At 36.2% G+C, this 18,997-nt stretch carries 17 protein-coding genes; 1 reads left to right on the top strand and 16 read right to left on the bottom strand.

Annotation, left to right across the window (positions count from 1 at the left end; all coding sequences use genetic code 11):
- Nucleotides 1-5 precede the first annotated feature (5 nt).
- The 9 genes from T501_RS09700 to T501_RS09660 form a co-directional block, all read right to left on the bottom strand.
- Nucleotides 6-1,307 (bottom strand): O-antigen ligase family protein, encoded by a 1,302-nt coding sequence (locus T501_RS09700; protein WP_044914570.1) that lies wholly within the window; start codon nt 1,305-1,307, stop codon nt 6-8.
- A gap of 37 nt (nt 1,308-1,344) precedes the next feature.
- Nucleotides 1,345-2,454 (bottom strand): glycosyltransferase, encoded by a 1,110-nt coding sequence (locus T501_RS09695; protein WP_044914569.1) that lies wholly within the window; start codon nt 2,452-2,454, stop codon nt 1,345-1,347.
- Nucleotides 2,455-2,561: 107 nt separating this feature from the next.
- Complete coding sequence (locus tag T501_RS09690; RefSeq protein ID WP_050008241.1) at nt 2,562-3,485, bottom strand: beta-1,6-N-acetylglucosaminyltransferase; 924 nt, start codon at nt 3,483-3,485, stop codon at nt 2,562-2,564.
- 118 nt (nt 3,486-3,603) lie between these two features.
- Nucleotides 3,604-4,788: a Coenzyme F420 hydrogenase/dehydrogenase, beta subunit C-terminal domain gene (locus tag T501_RS09685; protein ID WP_044914568.1), complete on the bottom strand. Its 1,185-nt coding sequence runs from the start codon at nt 4,786-4,788 to the stop codon at nt 3,604-3,606.
- A 15-nt stretch (nt 4,789-4,803) separates the two neighbouring features.
- Nucleotides 4,804-5,913, bottom strand: a complete 1,110-nt coding sequence (locus T501_RS09680; protein WP_044914567.1) for a polysaccharide pyruvyl transferase family protein — start codon at nt 5,911-5,913, stop codon at nt 4,804-4,806.
- The gene (locus tag T501_RS09675; RefSeq protein WP_044914565.1) at nt 5,910-6,404 is read right to left on the bottom strand and encodes a glycosyltransferase; all 495 of its coding nucleotides are present in this window, start codon (nt 6,402-6,404) and stop codon (nt 5,910-5,912) included. The genes T501_RS09680 and T501_RS09675 overlap by 4 nt, the downstream gene beginning before the upstream one ends.
- Before the next feature lie 21 nt (nt 6,405-6,425).
- Complete coding sequence (gene pssD, locus T501_RS09670; RefSeq protein WP_330363587.1) at nt 6,426-6,887, bottom strand: PssD/Cps14F family polysaccharide biosynthesis glycosyltransferase; 462 nt, start codon at nt 6,885-6,887, stop codon at nt 6,426-6,428.
- Between the two features lie 837 nt (nt 6,888-7,724).
- A complete protein-coding gene (locus tag T501_RS20185; protein WP_050008240.1) occupies nt 7,725-8,150 on the bottom strand; it encodes a DUF2752 domain-containing protein in 426 nt (141 codons plus the stop codon).
- A 16-nt stretch (nt 8,151-8,166) separates the two neighbouring features.
- Nucleotides 8,167-8,568, bottom strand: coding sequence for a YolD-like family protein (locus tag T501_RS09660; RefSeq protein WP_044914563.1), 402 nt, complete (start codon nt 8,566-8,568; stop codon nt 8,167-8,169).
- Nucleotides 8,569-8,759: 191 nt separating this feature from the next.
- On the opposite strand from T501_RS09660, the gene T501_RS09655 reads away from it, so the two are divergent.
- Nucleotides 8,760-9,335 (top strand): TetR/AcrR family transcriptional regulator, encoded by a 576-nt coding sequence (locus tag T501_RS09655; protein WP_081675237.1) that lies wholly within the window; start codon nt 8,760-8,762, stop codon nt 9,333-9,335.
- 58 nt (nt 9,336-9,393) lie between these two features.
- Here T501_RS09655 and T501_RS09650 read toward each other — a convergent pair whose 3' ends face one another.
- The 7 genes from T501_RS09650 to T501_RS09620 form a co-directional block, all read right to left on the bottom strand.
- Nucleotides 9,394-10,992, bottom strand: coding sequence for an AMP-binding protein (locus tag T501_RS09650; protein WP_044914561.1), 1,599 nt, complete (start codon nt 10,990-10,992; stop codon nt 9,394-9,396).
- 20 nt (nt 10,993-11,012) lie between these two features.
- Nucleotides 11,013-11,252: a phosphopantetheine-binding protein gene (locus T501_RS09645; protein ID WP_026510301.1), complete on the bottom strand. Its 240-nt coding sequence runs from the start codon at nt 11,250-11,252 to the stop codon at nt 11,013-11,015.
- Between the two features lie 23 nt (nt 11,253-11,275).
- On the bottom strand, nt 11,276-12,661 hold the full coding sequence (locus tag T501_RS09640; RefSeq protein ID WP_044914560.1) for a condensation domain-containing protein: 1,386 nt from the start codon (nt 12,659-12,661) through the stop codon (nt 11,276-11,278).
- Nucleotides 12,662-12,914: 253 nt separating this feature from the next.
- The gene (locus T501_RS09635) at nt 12,915-14,465 is read right to left on the bottom strand and encodes a Y-family DNA polymerase (RefSeq protein WP_044914558.1); all 1,551 of its coding nucleotides are present in this window, start codon (nt 14,463-14,465) and stop codon (nt 12,915-12,917) included.
- Between the two features lie 21 nt (nt 14,466-14,486).
- Nucleotides 14,487-15,677: an N-acetylmuramoyl-L-alanine amidase gene (locus T501_RS09630; protein ID WP_050008239.1), complete on the bottom strand. Its 1,191-nt coding sequence runs from the start codon at nt 15,675-15,677 to the stop codon at nt 14,487-14,489.
- Nucleotides 15,678-15,889: 212 nt separating this feature from the next.
- Complete coding sequence (gene pyk / locus T501_RS09625) at nt 15,890-17,305, bottom strand: pyruvate kinase (protein WP_026510297.1); 1,416 nt, start codon at nt 17,303-17,305, stop codon at nt 15,890-15,892.
- A gap of 216 nt (nt 17,306-17,521) precedes the next feature.
- A partial coding sequence (locus tag T501_RS09620; protein WP_044914555.1) for a leucine-rich repeat protein occupies nt 17,522-18,997 on the bottom strand: 1,476 nt, incomplete at its 5' end.

Genomic DNA, 18,997 nt, shown 5'->3' with positions numbered 1-18,997 from the left:
TATAACTACTGATTACAATATTTATTACTAGCAGATCTAATAAGCTTTTTTTTACCATTTTTGAACCTAACCAATTCATGTCCGTTATAGCTTGCTAATAAGTATAGCCAAAACCAATATGAACACAAATCAAGATCTGGGCAGGCGATTACTAAACTAATAAATGACGATATTACAGCATATAATACTGCATAATATCCAGTATCATAATTCTTTTTCAGTATATTTCTAAAAAAAACTCTCCACACAGAGTTGAGATTAAATAAAACAAAAGTAACCAGACCAAAAATTCCTACTTGACCTAATAAAGAGAATATTATACTACTGCCGCGTATTGCTTTATAGCCTACTCCTATTAGCGGCGAAGTCAAAAATGCATCATAAGCTTCATAATTCCATCGAGCTCGAGTAATACCAGACCCTGTCAAAGCCTTTGAAAAAATAACTGCATCCAAAACATTATAAAAAAGGGAATAAATAAAAAAGGCTGCAAACATCGCTATAGCCATAATCAGTATTTTCCAGCTTAGTTTTATCTCTTTCACACTTAATATAAAAACTATTCCTGTAATAAGAAAGTTCCCATATGCAGTCGAACTAGATGATGCAAAAAGAATGACTATAAGAAGTAACAATATTAAATAATTCTCTTTAATCCTATTCCAAAAAGATATTAGGTAATAAAAGGCTCCAACTACAAATGCAGACATATAAGATGGTTCCATAAATGTAGAATATATTCGTCTATTATGAAAATAATCATTGTGATTAAAATAAACATCCGTACTATTATCATTATAAAAAATATATTTCAATAAAATTCGAGCAGGAGGCACAAACATCGTTATCAACCATTGAACAATCCCTATTACAATCACAAAAATTATAATTGTTCTGACAATTCCATATAAGCTCTCGTTATCAATATTTTTTACTGCTCTTTTTATAAATAGAAATGTAACAATATATACTGCTAATTGAAGAATAACTAGCCATTTTTCGGAAAACTGTTCATTAATTAACGTACTAGCTATAATAACGACCATTAAAACAGCCAAAGCAATACTGGCTAATCGAGACCTATCTTTCTTAATTCGTGGCATTTTACCTTTAAAAAAAATAATTGTCTTAATTATAAAACAAATTGAAGTTAATACTTGAGGACCAATACCGCTTGAACCTAGATATAGTACATTAGCACATTGAATAGTCATAAAAAAAAGTGTTGCTGAAAACATATACTTTATGTTTTTTTTCATAAAGCAATATCCCATTACAAATATCCAAATAAGACCAAATATTGTCATGATATACCTAACCTAAAAAATTATAATTTGCTTCTAATTATAGAGCTGATAAATAGTCATTTTCTAATCTTTTAACACATTTATCAATATCATATTCTGCTGATTTATTATATGAATTAATAGACATTTTTTCTCTGTCATAATCATTAATCGACAATATTTCATTTATCCAATTCTCCAAAGAATCAGTTAACGAGAGAAATTTTGTCTGACCATTCAGATTTACTTCACGTGGAACTTGATCCGAGGCGATACACTTAAGTCCATTAATCTGTGCTTCAAGAAAGACCAATCCCAATCCTTCATACTTACTTGGCAATACAAACAAATCCATTACATTGTATAAATCTTCAACATTATTGCTAACACCGTAATATACAATACGTTCTCTAAACGCACTATTTTCAATTCTCGATAATACTTTATTAAGCAAGGGACCTTCGCCAACTAAAAAGAGAACCGCCTCTTTATCCTTGTCTGCAACTGATTCAAATACATCTAGTAAAAATTCATGATTTTTCGTATTAGTAAATCCAGCAACATTACCAATCACAAATTTATCTGTTAAACCTAATCTTTTTCTCAGCTCCACCCTTTTTTTTAAATTAAACAAATATTTTTTTGTTTCAAAGCCATTTACCAGAACCTCAAATGGGTGAATTCCAAAAAGCCACTTACCTGCCAAACTACTACATGCATATCCTTTTGTATATAAGCGCAAAAAAATTGGTAATAACCTATTATGAATCTTGAAATGTTCACATGAACTACTATGGCAGTGAGCAACTCTAACTCTGATTCCTAAAGCCAATGCCATTAAAAGCTCAATAGCCATTGTTGCGCTATTTCCATGTACATGAACAATATCATATTTTCCTTTTTTTAATGCATTCCATATCCCTAAATAATATCCTCTGGAGGATTCTATTTTTGATGGAACCGCTATAAGTTCAACACCATTTTCAATACTCTTGTCTTTTAATTCATTTGTTATTGGTGAACCGGAAATAATATCAGCATCAAATATCTCTTTATCTAAATGGCTAGTATAATTTAAGACAACTGATGTAATTCCGTTCGCAGTAAAGTTTTTGGTAATATGAGCTATTCTTATTTTATTAGTATATTCAGACATTTTTTTTTTCATAATTTTTTTAATCTATACCTTCATTAATCGAAACATCTTCTTGTATATGTATTGCATTAGCGGGGTAAATTGCCGCACAAGCTCCACATCCATTACACATATCTTTATCACAAACTAATTTCATAATCTACACCATTAACATAATTATTTATCTTCAAAATTATTTCCTTATCAATCTCTTCTGAAAATTTTCTAGCAAATAAGCCTTTTGAATGTATTATATTTTCAAAATCTGAACTACAAAAAGTGTACGGACTGCCATTCTTTCCTCGCTTCCAGTCAACCACTCTCATGTTATTCATTAGACTATCAATCTCATTTTCAAATATTTTATCTCTAAACATTGAATTATATGCTATTGTCTGTATAAATAACTCATCAGCACAATTTGTAAATCTAAACACTTCTTTAACGTTTTTCTTATGATTCAAAACCTCTTTTGTCAAATCATTTGTTATACTAACCCATTGGGATCCATATTTAATTGTCCAATTTAACTTTTTTGTTCTATCAATTTGCAAGATAATTTGTAATAATAACAGGCATCTTTCAAAAAAAACAAAAATCGAATTAATAAATGAACTTCCAGATATTCTTCTAAAATTTTGTAAAAAATGATAGAGTCTAACCCTTCTTAAAATTTCAGGATCATTTATCAGTTTATTATCATCAAAATCAATAAATTCAAAGCCCTTATTATTCTCAAAAAATGCATCAAATTCTTGGTTACTAGTTATAAGTAAGTCTCCTCCTGAAATAATATGATAATAATCATAATTATTTCTAAATGCATTCTCAAGCAAGAAAAGTTCAACTTCAACCAGAGAATAACCTCCCCAGTAAACTTTGTATTCTTGAAAAAAATAAATCTTTGATTTCAAGGTCATTTCTGAAAAAATACCCTGATCAAAGTCTTTACATCTTTTATCTATATGGATATATATATCGTGAAATTCGCTGTCCAGTTGCTTTATAAGTTGTTTTAACTGCCACCAATTATTATGAGCAATTATCAAGAATGCATGTTTCATTATTTGGTGTTTCCTATATTATTTCATCTATGCAAATAATTGCATCATACTTTTTCTCAATCACTTGTATATGTTGCGTTCTAACGCCACACTCTATTCGATTATAATCTTATCATTTTCATAAACGCTTCAAAGCTCGCTTCATTTTTGGAGGTATGAATGCTTTTATATGGCTACTATATTTTCGTAATCCAATCTTGCTTAAAAACCTTTGCTCAATAGCTCCCATGCCATTCTTAGCATATAAATCCACAATTTCATCCCTATTACATGATGTACTAGGATGATTTAACTGAGCATTTCCTTTTGCAGCTTTCTCAAATGATGAAGCTTGTAAATCAAGGTAATCATTTAACTCATTCAATTCAGTAATGCCTTTATTAGTATTAGCTACAATGAGCGATATTCCTTTAGCTTCATTCCATGCAGATGAATTCAGATATTCCGGATGTTGTTTTTCTATTCCCCAAAAATCACCTATAGTAAGATCTGCAGGTCTATTTTGTCCGGCATATTTACAACTATAACAGTTCTCACGGCAAATACTGGCATTTGAAAAATAGTATAAATATGGCGAAGCACTTTCCCAAATCTTTATTTTTTTCCCATTTATGCAAGCACTAGCATTTTTTCCCCATCCAAGTTTCTTATCTCTAAATGCAAAATCTGTTACCTTAGCTCCATACTTTTCTTCCAAAGAGCTAATATAATTTTTGAACATTCTATTATTAGGGACTCCATGACACACCAAGTCAATCGTGATCAGGTTATCATAATCTTTCCCCAGGAAACTTAAAAGTCCAGCAATCTGACATGGTGTACCACTATAAAGCACTTTGATGCCTTCATTTAGTTTTTCCTTAACTTCAGAAAATGTATGACCTGTATTACTTTGAACATATTTAGATCCCTGAAGCTTATTTAATTCTTCTAATGAATCAACAGCTATATGTCTTAGTGTCCATTCATTATCAAATGCTGCACCGTAGACAATTCCACCATCCTGGATGACTTTGGTCGCGATTGCTGCAAAAACACCACCAGATGCAGATTTTTCACGTTGCTCTTCATCTTTATTAACTGCAGCGAAGCACTTTAATGGAGCATTTTTAACATCAGTATTCTGGTATGCACAAACCCTTTTGCATGCGCCACAATTGATACATTTTGATTCATCTATTTGTGGATATAAAAAGCCACATTCATCTTCTTGCAAAGAAATAGCTTGCTTAGGACAAACATTTAAGCAAGCACCACAGGCACAACAATCTTTTTTACTTTCGAATAATGCAGGGGTTATCATTTAATATTTCCTTAACTATGCACAAACTTCATTTTTTAAAAATATATATGTTTTTTTTCTTTCAGATGAAATAATCTTATCAACTGAACTATACTCTATTTCTCTTTCAAGCAGATTACTAATATCTGTCATAGAAGAAAGGATTCTATCATCTAATCCTAATCTATCAAGTAGATCTGTAAGCTTCTGACTATTTCCATAACCAGTATCTCTTACAACTGCTGCAAACTTTCTATGAGTAATGATTGACATAATGGAACCATGAAAAGTATCCGTTACAACATAGTCTGCATTTTTAAAATATGCTATAACCTCAAAAGGATTCACATCAATAAATTTATCACAACAGTCCTGAACCCCGCCGATGCAATAGATCTTAATTCCTTTACTTTTAGCAAATCTTCTTATCTCTTTACATTCTTCTTTACTAAATCTTCCAGAATAACCGTACAAGAGCATATATTTATTATCATTAACGGTATCGGGTATATCTTTACATTTTCCAAGAAAATCATACATTAGAACAGGATCCAAATTATAACTAGGTTCACTACCTGTCAATGCTTCAACAATCTTTCCACTGTTCCTATCTCTAACTGAGATAGAGTCAAATTCCTTGAGCCATCCTGAAATTTTCTCATCTACCTGATATTCTTTAAGTTTCTCTATGGTAGAATTACCAAATGATGCTGCATAAGAAATTAACTTTTGAGCATTATTGTCGCACCCAAATAGCTCTGGGGAAAAGCCAACATTAGTATTATTCTGAACACAGTTAAATACTTCATCTGACCCAATGACCAATGTATTTACTCTAGGAGAATAATTCATTTCCTCAGAAATACCAAGATACGGATAATAGTTTGCTGCATAATTCTTTTTATACTTGATATATTTAATCTTTTCCTTTAGAGGTGCAGAGTATTTAAAAACATCCATGACCTTAGAAACTTTACGCATAAAACCTGTACCACCATCAGCAGGTATCAGTGTATTGCCCGGATGATAATCAACAAACTGAACTTCACACCCTAACTCCTCTAAGATATGTTTAAGTCCATATGCTTGTAAAAAAGAACCATAGTTCTGAATTCGCTGCATGGACAATATTCCAACTTTATTCATCTATTCACCAATTCTTTAATATTTTCTTCAAAGCCTTCAATAAATTTATCGTTATTACTACTACTACCGACTTTCATTTTTCCAACAATCTGGTCGTAATTCTGAATGATTTCACCTAAGTTTTTTTCATCTTCAACAAGGATTATACTCTTCATACGTTCGCTAATCATTCTACAAAATGTAAGCTGATGATCATTTACATGTTCATCGAACTCTTTTCTCCTTGGAACAACAATCGGGACCTTACCTTTCTGAAGTGGCGCAATAAACGAACTGGGACCACCATGCGTAATGACAATCCGAGCCTTATCCATATTTGCATTCATTTGTTGAAAAGAAAACAACCTACTCCATTTCGCAGATTGGGGCTCATAATTTGAAAATCCAGTCTGAATAATGACCTCTTCTTCATTTTTTTCTGCCCACTTATCCATATATTCAATAAGTCTATTAAATGGTTGCTCATGTGTCCCAACAGTTACAAATATCATCGCGTGCAAACTCCTAGTTAATCAAAATATGCATCCTAAATTAATTGCTTTAGGATATACCTTCTTCATTTCTTCCCACTCTACAAAAAATTTATCAGTAACAGGATAGCAAAGCCTTCCTGCTATTGTAGGTGCATCTATTCGATCAAATACTTCAATATATACAGTCTTAGCACCAATAAGTTTACCAATCCAAAAAAATGGAATTGCAGGTGCTGCACCGGATGTAATAATTAGTGTGGGACGCTCTTTGAACAAAATCCTGATTGCTCTAAATGTGTTTATAATTAGCGCCTTAATACTACGATTAGAAGGATAATATGCCGGATATATCTTTTCTCCTTCCAATAGACTCCTCGCATCTTCCTTATCAAATGTTACCCAAAACCTATCCTTATCCTGCCAATATTTCTTAAGCATATATAGATGTGCAAGATGCCCCCCTGATGATCCAACAAGACAAATTTTCAGATTCTTCCCCATATTATTTTCTCTCCTTTTTTCATACTTTCCCCTCAATAAATTGCTCAAAACATCATATTTAGCATAAATTATCAGCTATCCCATAACCATTAACATATCTATATAATTTACCTATATATAACAGCTATCAATAGCTGTTATTCGACTTATACTGGAAGATTGCAATCCCCACTGCAAAACTATAAAAGTACAATTAGCATACTCAGATAACATATTATTGATGCATCCACAACAATCTCCGAGGTGATAAATCAAGTAATATGATGTCTTATTCTTATCAATCTATCTAAAATCAATAGCCGATGTAACAATCGTGGTATTTGAAAAGATATAAATCATTGATGATGAAAGCTCACATAGAATTAAGAAAAGCACCATATATTCTAAAGTAATAACACTTCAATCACCAGCCAGAGTTCTATAATCAAGATGTATGTCTTAAGAATGTAGAGAAATCTGTAGCCTATCTCATCCTCTCATATGAATTGTGTTTAATTTTTTCAAAATAAATTCAATTCCTTGAAACTCATTTTTACTAAAAGATATTATACTAATCACCTCTAGATAATTGCAATATAAAGTTTATATTTTTTTAATATTTTTTTTATAATTTTACAATTTGAATTGTCATTTAGTTTCAAAGAGTTTGATAACTTTTTGAATAGTAAGACACAATATAATATTTTAACTTTATTAAAGGACAAATATCAAAATACAGCTATAGTCTCTGAATTGACTGACAGCTGCTTATTCTCTGAATATAAGAATACTTTTTATGGAATATCTAAAGAAATTTTTAAATGATTGAAATGATTAAATATTCAAAAAAATTCATAATCAATATGCAACTGAAAGAATAGACGGTATATTACGATACACACAAAATACCACCATCACAATACAGCAAAAAACCAGAAATATATTTTCCCATAATTTCATTTTTGTACTGCCGGTGCGGATGATATCGATACCTTTATAGATAAGATAAGCCACAATTATCGGCATCATGGTTACTGAAAGGACATTGTAGTGAACTGCTCCATGTATATTTCCTTTTGCAAGCTCAATAGCAGCATGAGTCATGCCGCACCCCGGACATTGAAGTCCGGTAAATAGTCTGAATACGCATGGAATACCAAAACCGGTAAGTGAAAAGACTATTGTGTTCGCAAGTAGAATTCCCACAATTATTGCTGTATCAGTAAAAATTGATCTGATATTTGGATTTTTAAATTTTTCGTTTATACGCTTTATTTTTTCCATATTATATTATGCTCTATCAAATAAGAAGAGATAGAATATCATTTATCCATATCTCAGTTTTATCAGAAAGTACCAATGTTCCTTTATATGTATCTATGCGCTTTACCCTGATTTCTCTTGTAACATATTCGCCGCCGCTTTTTAATTCATCCGGTACAAAAAAGGTAACTGTTACCACTCTGTCGCCATCCCTTAATTTTAACTCAAGGTCAGATAACTTCTCATTGATTTCTGCCTTCTTTTCTTCTGTAAGTTCGATTTTTTCTTCAGTATATCTGGCTGTTTCAGCCACCGCATCATCATATCCGGTCAGCGCCGCAAAGGGCATAAACTGCGCCGCCCTGTTCTCAATCGGCATAGGCTGATGATTCTTCGAGACAGGCCTTTTAATATTTAAAATGTCATCATATTTTCCCATAAAAATCCTTATCGAAACAATTATGGCTAATAGCCACAGTTTCAAACTTGGTTCAACTATTTTTGATCATATATCTGATTCAATTGAACATATTCGATTAACAGTTTTAATTATACCCTAAAACTGATAGAATCTATGTATTATGTTTAAGGATATTGTATATCGATTTTCATACACCGGAAAGGCTAATCATGAACGAACTTGACGAGAGATACAGCACCGCGGAAGAAGCAATTATTGATGCATTCTTTTTACTTATTAAGGAAAAGGATTTTGAAAAGATAACCGTTGCAGATGTGATAAAGAAAGCCGGCATTGTGCGCAGCACTTTCTATAATCATTATGAAAATATCCCCGCGCTTGTAAGCGCAGCCGAGGATAAAACTATTGATGATATATTTCACATGATGGAGTCCTTCCATCCAAAAAACGACAAGGATCTATGCAAATCCTACTTTTTAGCCATCTGCAATTACACAAAGAAAAACCCCTTTCTTTCAAGTCTCCTTGAAAGCGCAAGGGGCGATGTATTCTTTGGAAAAGCTATGACAATGTTCCATCAATATGTCACTACAGTATCTGATACAATTTCCGGCAGCAATGTGTCCAAGGAAAAGTACTCGTATCTCATAGCCGGGATTATTGGCTGTAACATCGGCGTACTCCATAAATGGATAGCTGAAGATTTTAAGACAGAAGCAGAAAATGTAGCAGATATACTTACTACTATTTTCCTGAATGGAATTCTTCCATTTATGTGTGAGTAACTATGACAGGAGCTGATGTCTTTTTGTATATTACTTAAGCTCTCTTCAACAATCAAACTCATGCAGCAGGATTCTCTTTAAGGGCATCCTGTCTTTTTATTTTACCTGTAGAATTTCTTATAAAAGGTGTACGCCTGATCACGATAGCTGTTATATGGCGATAGGTGAGCTGTCCGCTATTGTATTCATCTATAAATCTCTGAATCTCTTCACGAAGTTCCTCCGGTGATAATCCCTTTTTATCAACAAGCTCTGTCTCCGGATAAATCCTTGCAGTCAGTCCGTTATTTTCACCAGTTACAATAACTTCTGAAATAAGCGGATTTAACGAAAGTTTATTCTCAATTTCCTCAGGTGATACATTTTCACCATTAGACATGATGATGAGATTCTTCACTCTTCCATTTATGAAAAGATAACCATCCTCATCGAGATATCCTTTATCTCCGGTATGAAGCCATCCATCCTTCAATGCATCTTCTGTCTCTGCAGGCATTTTATAATATCCCTTCATAACACTCGTGCCGCGGACAAGAATCTCGCCATTTTCAAATGCAAGCTCCACGTTATCAAGTGGCCGCCCTATGGAACCGGGCTTGTGATTACTAACAGTATTGGTTGTAATAACCGGTGAACACTCGCTCATGCCGTACCCCTCAAGGATATCCACTCCGTACTCAGCAAACTTCTCAATATAAAAGGGATCTAGATGTGCACCGCCGGTAAATATAATTCTGAGATTACCGCCAAAAACTTTTGCTGCAAGAGCCTTCTTAATTATTAAACTACTCTCTTCTGTCGATGACTCCGCCTTACTTATTCCAACTTCTGATGATCCATCATCTTTATTCACTCCAACTCTTAAAAATGCATCTGCTTCTGCTGCAGCAATCTTCTTATAAATAGTCTCTATCATCAGCGGGACCATAAGCATTACTTCAGGCTTAAAAATGGACATGTTTCTAACCATGTGCATAAATGAATCATTGATGCATATGGTTGCACCAAGAGAAAGTGTCTTAAGATAATCCATAACAAGACAGTATGCGTGATGAATCGGAAGGACACTTAATGTAACACATCCAGGCTTTCCATCATATTCAACTGCTCTGACATTGTCTGAAAGATTCTGCTGAGTCAGCATTACTCCCTTACTTTTTCCGGTGGTTCCGGAGGTATAGATTATGGTTGCAATCTCATATTCCATAGCTCCGGGAATATCGAATTCTGCCTTAGGAAAATTGGAAAATTCATTTTCCGTAAGCATCCATATGCGCTTTATTTTAGGACAGTTTTCGTATACCTTCTTATATAAATCAGCTCTGGAAGCGCCGAGAAAAAGTGCCTCTGAATCGGATCTGTTAAGTAGCTCTATCAGTTCATCATCAGGAAGTCCTGCATCCAACGGAACCGCTATATTAGTACCCGTCACTATTCCAAGATATCCCTCCAGCCATTCCGTAGAACTTGCACCAATAAGTGCAATATGCGAACCTCTAAAATTCTCCTTTTCCAAAAGTGTTCTCACATTTCTTATAATTTGATCCAGCTCACCATAGCTTTTTTCATGAATATTCTTTTTTTCAAGCCACCTTAAAGCCGTAAGATCTCTAAAATCACAAACTGCTTTATCCCATATATCCCTTATATTTCTCATACACACTCCTTATTCGTTATTCAACCTGCCATCTCAAGTTCGTTAAGAAGCTCTAATGCCTCCCCGACTGTATGGATTGATGTTGCTTTTTCCTGCTCCAGCTCCACATCAAATTCATCCTCAAGCTCTCCTAAAAATGACATAAAATCAAGTGATGAAAACCCCAGATCCTCACGAAAGCGAAGTGCGTTTTTCATATCCTTTGCTGATACCTCACAGTACTGTGCAATTATTTCCTTGAATTTCATTTCTTTACTCATAACCTGTCTCCTCCTATTATCTTTCAGACTGTTTCCATTATGCTTCCTACTGTCATATCCGGATTTTGAACCCCCATAAAGAGGATTCGCATCAGATAATAATTAAGCAGCTCCATATCCTTTTCATTAAGCTTCACTGTCTGATAATGATACGAAAAATTCATGCCACCATCCTCCGTATGGGATACTGTCAGATACATTTTCTTAGTGGCTGCACCATTGGCAAACCACTTGGCATGCATCGGAATATTTTTAAGAAAAGGATTGTCCATCTTAACAGTCATGGGCTGATAAGTCAGGTAGCAGCTCTCATAGGTGGTATCATCCGGCGTGTTATATCTTTTTCTGATCTCGTCATAAATCAGCGCGGGATCGTAGTTGCTATGCATATAAATCTTATTCTGAATTGTCTGTATTTCAAAAGCAGCTGATAAAAAATCAGTATCAGAACTTATGACTGTCCTGCAGGGGAACATTATCGTTCTGCTTCCACCTGAAGTCCATTCGTCCTTAGTTGACCTTCTGGAAATAAAATTCTGAACCGAAATATCCTCCTGCCCGTCATTTAGCTTTGACAGATATGTCCTTAGTCCCAGTAATAAAAGGTTAGTCATTGATAACCCGTGATTGATGCAGAAATCCATCAGTTCCTTTGTTGGTCCGGGGTCCAGTTTATAATCCTTAACTGCAACAAATAACTCTTTTCTTTCTATATCAGCGCTTCGAAGCTTTTTGTTATTATGCCTTTTCCTCGACTCTTCCAGCACTGACGGCCCCTGAATATCTGAATATACCGGTTCACCATACATATCCAATTGTTCGTCCCAGAATTTCTTATCCTTTATGAACCGCTTTTCATTTCCTGCTTTTCTTAAATCAGATTCAAGTACCGACTCAAAATCGGCCAGATCCTGCGGATACTCTGAGCCAAACCTATAATGGGTGTACAGCGACATGATATCGTTTGTCATGACCATAACTCCACAGGAATCAATGAGCCTGTGATCCATGTGTATGAAAAACCCACGATACCCTTCAGGAAGCTTTATCATAAAAACTTCGCACATAGGAATGTCATCTCCATCAAAGGTCTGATATGCCCAGCTTTGCATAAGGTCATCAGCTTCTTTAAGGCTCATCCCGGATAAATCCTTTAACGGTATATCCCGGTGATCCTTTTTAATTATGTACTGACTGATCTGACCATCTTCATCTGCTTTTGTAAAGCGCACCCTCATGCAGCCATAGCGTTCCATTTCAAGTTCGATACACTTTTTTAATAACCCAAAATCAAGCTCTGCCTTTAGTGCTGCCACGACGCTAAGCCCTGAAACCTGCTGCGTGCCGTATTCTCTTATCCATCTGTAATGCATCTTTTGTGCCGCTGTAAGCGGATATACTTTTTTCATAACGTTTCCTCATAAGTTCTTGTTTTCATTTAACACCACAGACGTTATCACAATAGTTTCCGCAAGACCATACCCTGAAGCTCTTAATGAACACATGCATAAAAAATGACCGAAACTTATCGAACACTTTTTCATAAAACGTTCGTTAATTCGGTCATTCTGCAAATCCCATCTATAACTTTTCAAATAACTTCAACTTCTTAATATCCAACAATGATAATCATTTTCATGCAAAATCATCATTATTAGGTCTTCAGGCCTTGTGTCCGCCAATCTGCCTGCCTCTCTCAAGTCCGGTGGCACCCTCTTGCAGACTGGTTCCCTTCACAATGGCATTATTTCCAAATCTTTTCTTTATTTCCAGAGCTGCCTTTTGCAGAGCAAGCTCCTTCTCATCAGCGGCCTTTTCCTCCTTCTTATGGAGCTCCTTCTCTTCATAGTTCTCAAATAATGAAAGCTGCTCAAAGGATTCATCTTTTTTCTTAATCGCATCAGCCTCATCAATCACATGAACTGCCGTTATATTTAAGCGCCTTATGAGAAGTATAGGATTAACATGCTCTTCATATATACTTAGCGCAGCTTCAATAATATGGCTGGACAAAGCCGTGTAATCACTAAGATTATAACTGCCATGAGCGTGCTCAGGTGTATTTCTTCCGTAATAGTCCTTCTTTATCTTTCCATGATACTTCTTCATGATTTCCGGATTGTTTAGGATTTCTATGTCATAACCCACAGTAAGCACCACCTGATCCGTAACTTTACCTGCTTCCAAAAGCTGCATAGAAAGCGCATCTGCCATTTCACGCACTATTATCCTTGCCTTTTCATAGGTGTACGGACAGTGCAGGACCTGTCCCTGACTCAGGCTGTTATTTTCAGGCTTAAACTTTTTTATCATCTCCATGGTGCAGGGCTCATACCCCCATGCATGGTCAATCAAAAGCTCAGCATTTATTCCGAAGGTTTTATATAGAAGCTCTTCATTATGAAAATCGTTAACTCCGCCGATGCTGCACCTTGCCACATCTCCCATGGTATATAAACCGAAGGAATTGAGTTTTTTTACATACCCTTTTCCCACTCGCCAAAAATCCGTCAGTGGCTGATGCTCCCAAAGCTCTTTGCGATAACTCATCTCATCAAGCTCAGCTATCCTGACGCCATTTTCATCAGCCTTTGCATGCTTTGCCATTATATCCATCGCCACCTTACAAAGATATAAATTGGTGCCGATTCCTGCTGTTGCTGTAATCCCGGTATTGGCCTCAACCGCCTTTATCATTTCGCTGGCAAGCTCCTTCGGAGTCTTCTTATAAATCTCAAGATACTTCGTGGCATCAATGAAAACCTCATCTATTGAGTACACATGAATATCTTCAGGTGCAATGTAGCCCAGATAGACCTTGTAAATCTTAGTACTGATTTCCATATATCTCGCCATTCTGGGTACAGCTGCAACAAATGAAAGCTTCAAAGACGGATTGCTTTGAAGCTCTTCCTCGTCGTCGGATTCACCTGTAAAAACATGACCTGGAGCTTTTCTTAATCGCGCATCATTTATCTCTTTTACTTTTTGTTCAACCTCAAAAAGTCTGGCCCTTCCCGGAATCCCATATTTCTTAAGAGCCGGAGAAACTGCCAGACATATAGTTTTGGAAGTCCTGCTTCTGTCTGCAACAACGAGATTAGTAGTAAGCGGATCACGGCTTAAATCCTGACACTCAACTGAAGCATAAAAAGACTTTAAATCTATTGCGATATATGCTTTTTTTCTATCATTTTTTTCCTGTGAATTCATAGTCTAAATATTTAGCATTGATCAATTTGCAAAGTAATTATCTATACCGTTAGCAATTCCAGCAACCATTTTCTGCTGATAATCTGCGTTTGCCATGTTGGTATCGTCAGTCGGATTAGTCATGTATCCCATCTCAATTATGGTTGAAGGAACATTAGCCCAGTTTATTCCGGTCATAGTATCAGTCTCCCATACATACTGCTTCTTACAGCCCGTTGCAGCAACAAAAGAATCCAGCACACAGTCCGAGAGTTTTCTGGACTGGGAATAATACGCAGCATTATATGGATTGTTAGGAGTCTGGCATATAGTCATGGCACCATTTACCGAAGTGTCCTCAGAACCGTTAGCATGAATCCTTATAAATGCCTCCGCACCTGCATTGTTTGCTATCTGTGCACGGTCAACATTACTAAGGCTTACATCATTCGATTCTCTTGTCATAACAACTGTGTAGCCCCTGTTTGAAAGCTCTGCCTTTAACTTTAAGCCTATGTCCAGGGCTAATTGGTATTCTGCAAGTCCTGTAGTTCTGCCGGAAGTTCCACCTGTGACCTTCATTTTCATGTTGGTAGAACCGGGGCCATTTGGCTCCTTGTCAGTCATAGCCTTACTTTGATGCCCCGGATCTATAACAACTATGTGGCCTCCGGTTTGAGGCGGTGCTGAAACGCTAATCACGTCTGCGCTGTTTGATTCATCGGAAGGAGTCTCTGTTGGTACGTCAGAAGCATTATTCGTTGCATTAGTGTCAACTGCATTATTCTCAACATCTGCGTCAGTTGTTTTTTCTACATCCGCATTATTTTCTGCTGAAGCTGCTTCATCTTGTCCATTTTCTGCTGATGTTCCCTCAGCGTCACTATCTGCTGCTTCGGTTACTTCATCTATTTTTTCTGCAGTTACTTCATCCTCTACATTTTTATCTGTAGTTTGCGCATCGGCTTCATTAGATTTTTCAGTTTGCATCACATCTTCAGATTCCAACGCAGTATCATCGTTTAGTGTTTCAGCTATATCTGTCGCATCCGATGATGCTGAGGAATCGATTTCATCACTGGTTTCAGTTGTACCATCAGATTCATCATCTATTTTTTCAAATAAACTACTATAATCACTCTCATTTATCTCAATATCTGCACTCTTACTACCGCACCCGGCAAGTGTAAGTATGAGAACAAGTAGGATTGAAATATTTTTTATTTTCTTCATGATAATAACCTCTGTATACCTTTTCAATATTTCTAATTTTACATAATGAGAAGAAAATATGCAAAAAAGTCCGGTTGGTAAATCCAATCGGACTTGATTTTGCTCTGGTTTTCTGATTTTATAGATACCCGCCATCTTGCCTGGCGGCACGGATTAACCTATCCATAAAAGGTTTTGATGGTCTCCTGATAAACTTTAACACTCATCTTACATTAAACATCTTCAATTTTTATAAGGTTTGTGTTACCGGATTCACCGTTGGTAACGCCACCTGTTATTACGATTTTATCGCCTTCCTTTAAATCAAAGGTTTCAATAGCAACCTTCTTGGCACTGTAGAAAAGGACATCTGTTGAAGGGAATACATCACACATCTTGGGAGTAACTGCCCATGAAAGTGAGAGCCATCTCCAGGTCTTCTCATTTGTTGTAAGGCCAATGATATCAACAGGAGAACGGAATCTTGAAACCATTCTGGCTGTACGTCCGGAAAGTGTGCAGGCTACAATTGCCTTGGCATCAAGATCTATTGCCATTCCGCAGGTAGCATGAGAAATTGCATCTACATCATTTTTGATAAGGAAATCATAGTTGTAGAAACGCTTGTTGTAGTGGATGTTCTGCTCTGTTGTCTCAGCAATCTTAGACATAGTTTCAACTGCCTGAACCGGATAAGCGCCGGCAGCTGTCTCACCAGAAAGCATGATAGCACTTGTGCCATCATAAACAGCATTTGCCACATCAGAGGTCTCTGCTCTTGTAGGACGAGGATTGTGGATCATTGATTCAAGCATCTCAGTTGCTGTTATAACTCTCTTACCGAGCATACGGCACTTGGTAATAAGATCCTTCTGGATTGCAGGAAGCTGCTCAAAAGGAACCTCAACGCCCATGTCACCTCTTGCAACCATGATACCGTCACACTCTGTACATATCTCTTCAATATTGTCATAACCGGACTGATTCTCAATCTTGGCAATAAGCTGAACCTTATCATTGCCATTATGAGCCTTAAGGAACTCATGTACATCCACCAGGTCCTGTTTCACAGAAACAAATGAGCATGCGATGAAATCAACATCATTCTGTACACCAAAAAGAATATCGGACTTATCCTGCTCTGAAAGATAAACCTGCTTGATATGTTTTCCGGGGAAACTCATACTCTTTTTATCTGAAAGCTCACCGCCTGTTATTATCTCTGTCTCAATCTTAACTCCATCAGTTGAAAGAACCTTGAACTCCAGAAGTGCATTATTAAGGAGAATTCTGTCTCCCTTAAATAATTCCTTAGCAAGATTCTTATAGCTTACGGAAACAATGGTGTCATCACCCTTGATATTCTCTGTTGTAAATGTGAATTTCTTACCTGCTTCAAGGTTGACTTTTCCATCCTTAAAAGTGCCAATTCTATACTCAGGTCCCTTGGTATCAAGAAGAATAGCAATAGGAAGCCCCAGTTCCTTACGTACTTTCTTAATTCTCTTAATTCTTGTAAGTTGCTCCTCATGATCTCCATGTGAAAAATTAAGTCTTGCCACGTTCATTCCTGCCTTGCAAAGAGCAGCAATCATCTCCTCTGATTCACTGGCAGGTCCGATGGTACATACAATTTTCGTCTTTCTCATAAAATCTCCTCTATAATATACATTAAATAAAATATAAAAACATGCTGAATAGGCATAGAAAAATTCTGCCCAAAATATAATAATATATCGTCAGTTAACAATCTATGTGTAATTTCACTAAGATTATTGCCTATTTTACATAGTTTATCTAAGGAATACGTTTTCATACAGCATAAAAGAAGACTCCCGAATTTCTTCGGGAGCCTTGATGAAAGATTATTTTACTAATGCATTTGTTTGCTTTCTAATCTTTTTAACAAGCTTATTCTTTTTAGAACCTTTGAGACCCTTAACTTTGATGACTGCACTACTATGAATCTTCTTAAATGCACTGCTCTCTACTTTGAGTTTCTTGTTAGCTTTTATCTTTACTGACTTAAGCTTTTTACATTTATAGAAAGACTTTCTTCCAATTTTCATAACGTTTAATCCAATTGAAAGCTTCTTGAGTTTCTTATTCTTCGTACAAGCATTCGGTTCAATCTCAATTACAGGATATGTAACACCATCAACAGTAACTGTATTGATTGAAGCGGAGTTCATATCACCAATTTTAAGGACTCTTGCTTTAGCATCTACACCGATGTGATATGTGATGCCTTCCACTGTAACTGTCATAGGAAGACGGGATACATTCTCTTCTTCCTGAGATGCCTCATCAGTATTTCCACTTGGCTGCTCAGTGCTATTGTCTTCGCCGGTGTGATTTGCAAGTGTTTCACTGTTCTGATTATTGTCGTTAGCATCTTGTACTGCATCATCGGATGAATCTTCATCGAATTCATCTTCTTCCTGCTCCTCATCTTCCTCAAGAGTTTCCCCATCACTTGAGGCATTTCCAGTAGCATCATTAACAGAATCAGAAACTGTGTGTTCAGGCTCTGTGATATCTTCATTGCTTTCGAGCTCAGGAGAGTTCTGTTCTGCATCAGAGTTTTCCTCGGCATCAGTTGATTCTTCTGCGTCACTTGCACTTTCAGATTCGCTGCCTGCTCCGGATTCGCTTCCACTTGCTGACTCGTTGTCTGCTACAGATTCACTTCCGCTTGTAGAATCGCTGCCTGCTCCTGCTGCGCTTCCACCTGTAGAATCGCCGCCTGCTCCGGATCCACTTCCGCCTGTGGACTCGCTGCCTGCTCCTGCTACAGTTCCGCCTGTCGGTACGCTAACTGCTCCTGTTTCGTTTTCGACAATCTCTTCATTACCTGTGCTGGAACCGCTACCAGATACCTTATCAGAGTTATTTTTGCTATCATCCTCAACAGGCATGACAATATTGTTTATATTATCTGACTCTCCAACATTTTTACTTTTTTCATTCTTAACAGAATTACTATTCACAGTACCTGTTTCCCCAGTTTTATTGTCCGTATTTTCAGGTTTAGTAGCCTTTTTGGACTCTTCCTCTAACTTTTCGATTGCAGAATTAAGATAATTATTTGCTGTTTTAAGTTCACTATCTGTTGCTCCTGCATTTTTAGCTGCTTCTATTTTATCTTCAGCAGTTTTGATAGTTGTTGATGAAGGTGCATCGTCTGCTGCTTTTGCTGCTGTTTCTGCTTCTACTATTGCCTTGGCTGTTTCCGCATTCTTGATTTTTCCATTTGCTGTTTTAAGTTCATCTTGATCAACCTTTGCATCAAGTGCGTCCTGAACTGCCTTCTTTGCAGCAGTGATGTTAGCCTCTGTAGG

Source organism: Butyrivibrio sp. WCE2006 (assembly GCF_000701985.1).
Lineage (GTDB): Bacteria > Bacillota > Clostridia > Lachnospirales > Lachnospiraceae > Butyrivibrio.
The sequence above is the reverse complement of the archived record's forward strand: the minus strand, read 5'-3'. Positions and strand labels throughout refer to the sequence as shown.

Bases quoted from the DNA above. Each gene is read 5' to 3' on its own strand.
- T501_RS09700 (WP_044914570.1), bottom strand. From the start codon at position 1,307: ATGACAATATTTGGTCTTATTTGGATATTTGTAATGGGATATTGCTTT.
- T501_RS09695 (WP_044914569.1), bottom strand. From the start codon at position 2,454: ATGAAAAAAAAAATGTCTGAATATACTAATAAAATAAGAATAGCTCAT.
- T501_RS09690 (WP_050008241.1), bottom strand. From the start codon at position 3,485: ATGAAACATGCATTCTTGATAATTGCTCATAATAATTGGTGGCAGTTA.
- T501_RS09685 (WP_044914568.1), bottom strand. From the start codon at position 4,788: ATGATAACCCCTGCATTATTCGAAAGTAAAAAAGATTGTTGTGCCTGT.
- T501_RS09680 (WP_044914567.1), bottom strand. From the start codon at position 5,913: ATGAATAAAGTTGGAATATTGTCCATGCAGCGAATTCAGAACTATGGT.
- T501_RS09675 (WP_044914565.1), bottom strand. From the start codon at position 6,404: ATGATATTTGTAACTGTTGGGACACATGAGCAACCATTTAATAGACTT.
- pssD (WP_330363587.1), bottom strand. From the start codon at position 6,887: ATGGGGAAGAATCTGAAAATTTGTCTTGTTGGATCATCAGGGGGGCAT.
- T501_RS20185 (WP_050008240.1), bottom strand. From the start codon at position 8,150: ATGGAAAAAATAAAGCGTATAAACGAAAAATTTAAAAATCCAAATATC.
- T501_RS09660 (WP_044914563.1), bottom strand. From the start codon at position 8,568: ATGGGAAAATATGATGACATTTTAAATATTAAAAGGCCTGTCTCGAAG.
- T501_RS09655 (WP_081675237.1), top strand. From the start codon at position 8,760: ATGAACGAACTTGACGAGAGATACAGCACCGCGGAAGAAGCAATTATT.
- T501_RS09650 (WP_044914561.1), bottom strand. From the start codon at position 10,992: ATGAGAAATATAAGGGATATATGGGATAAAGCAGTTTGTGATTTTAGA.
- T501_RS09645 (WP_026510301.1), bottom strand. From the start codon at position 11,252: ATGAGTAAAGAAATGAAATTCAAGGAAATAATTGCACAGTACTGTGAG.
- T501_RS09640 (WP_044914560.1), bottom strand. From the start codon at position 12,661: ATGAAAAAAGTATATCCGCTTACAGCGGCACAAAAGATGCATTACAGA.
- T501_RS09635 (WP_044914558.1), bottom strand. From the start codon at position 14,465: ATGAATTCACAGGAAAAAAATGATAGAAAAAAAGCATATATCGCAATA.
- T501_RS09630 (WP_050008239.1), bottom strand. From the start codon at position 15,677: ATGAAGAAAATAAAAAATATTTCAATCCTACTTGTTCTCATACTTACA.
- pyk (WP_026510297.1), bottom strand. From the start codon at position 17,305: ATGAGAAAGACGAAAATTGTATGTACCATCGGACCTGCCAGTGAATCA.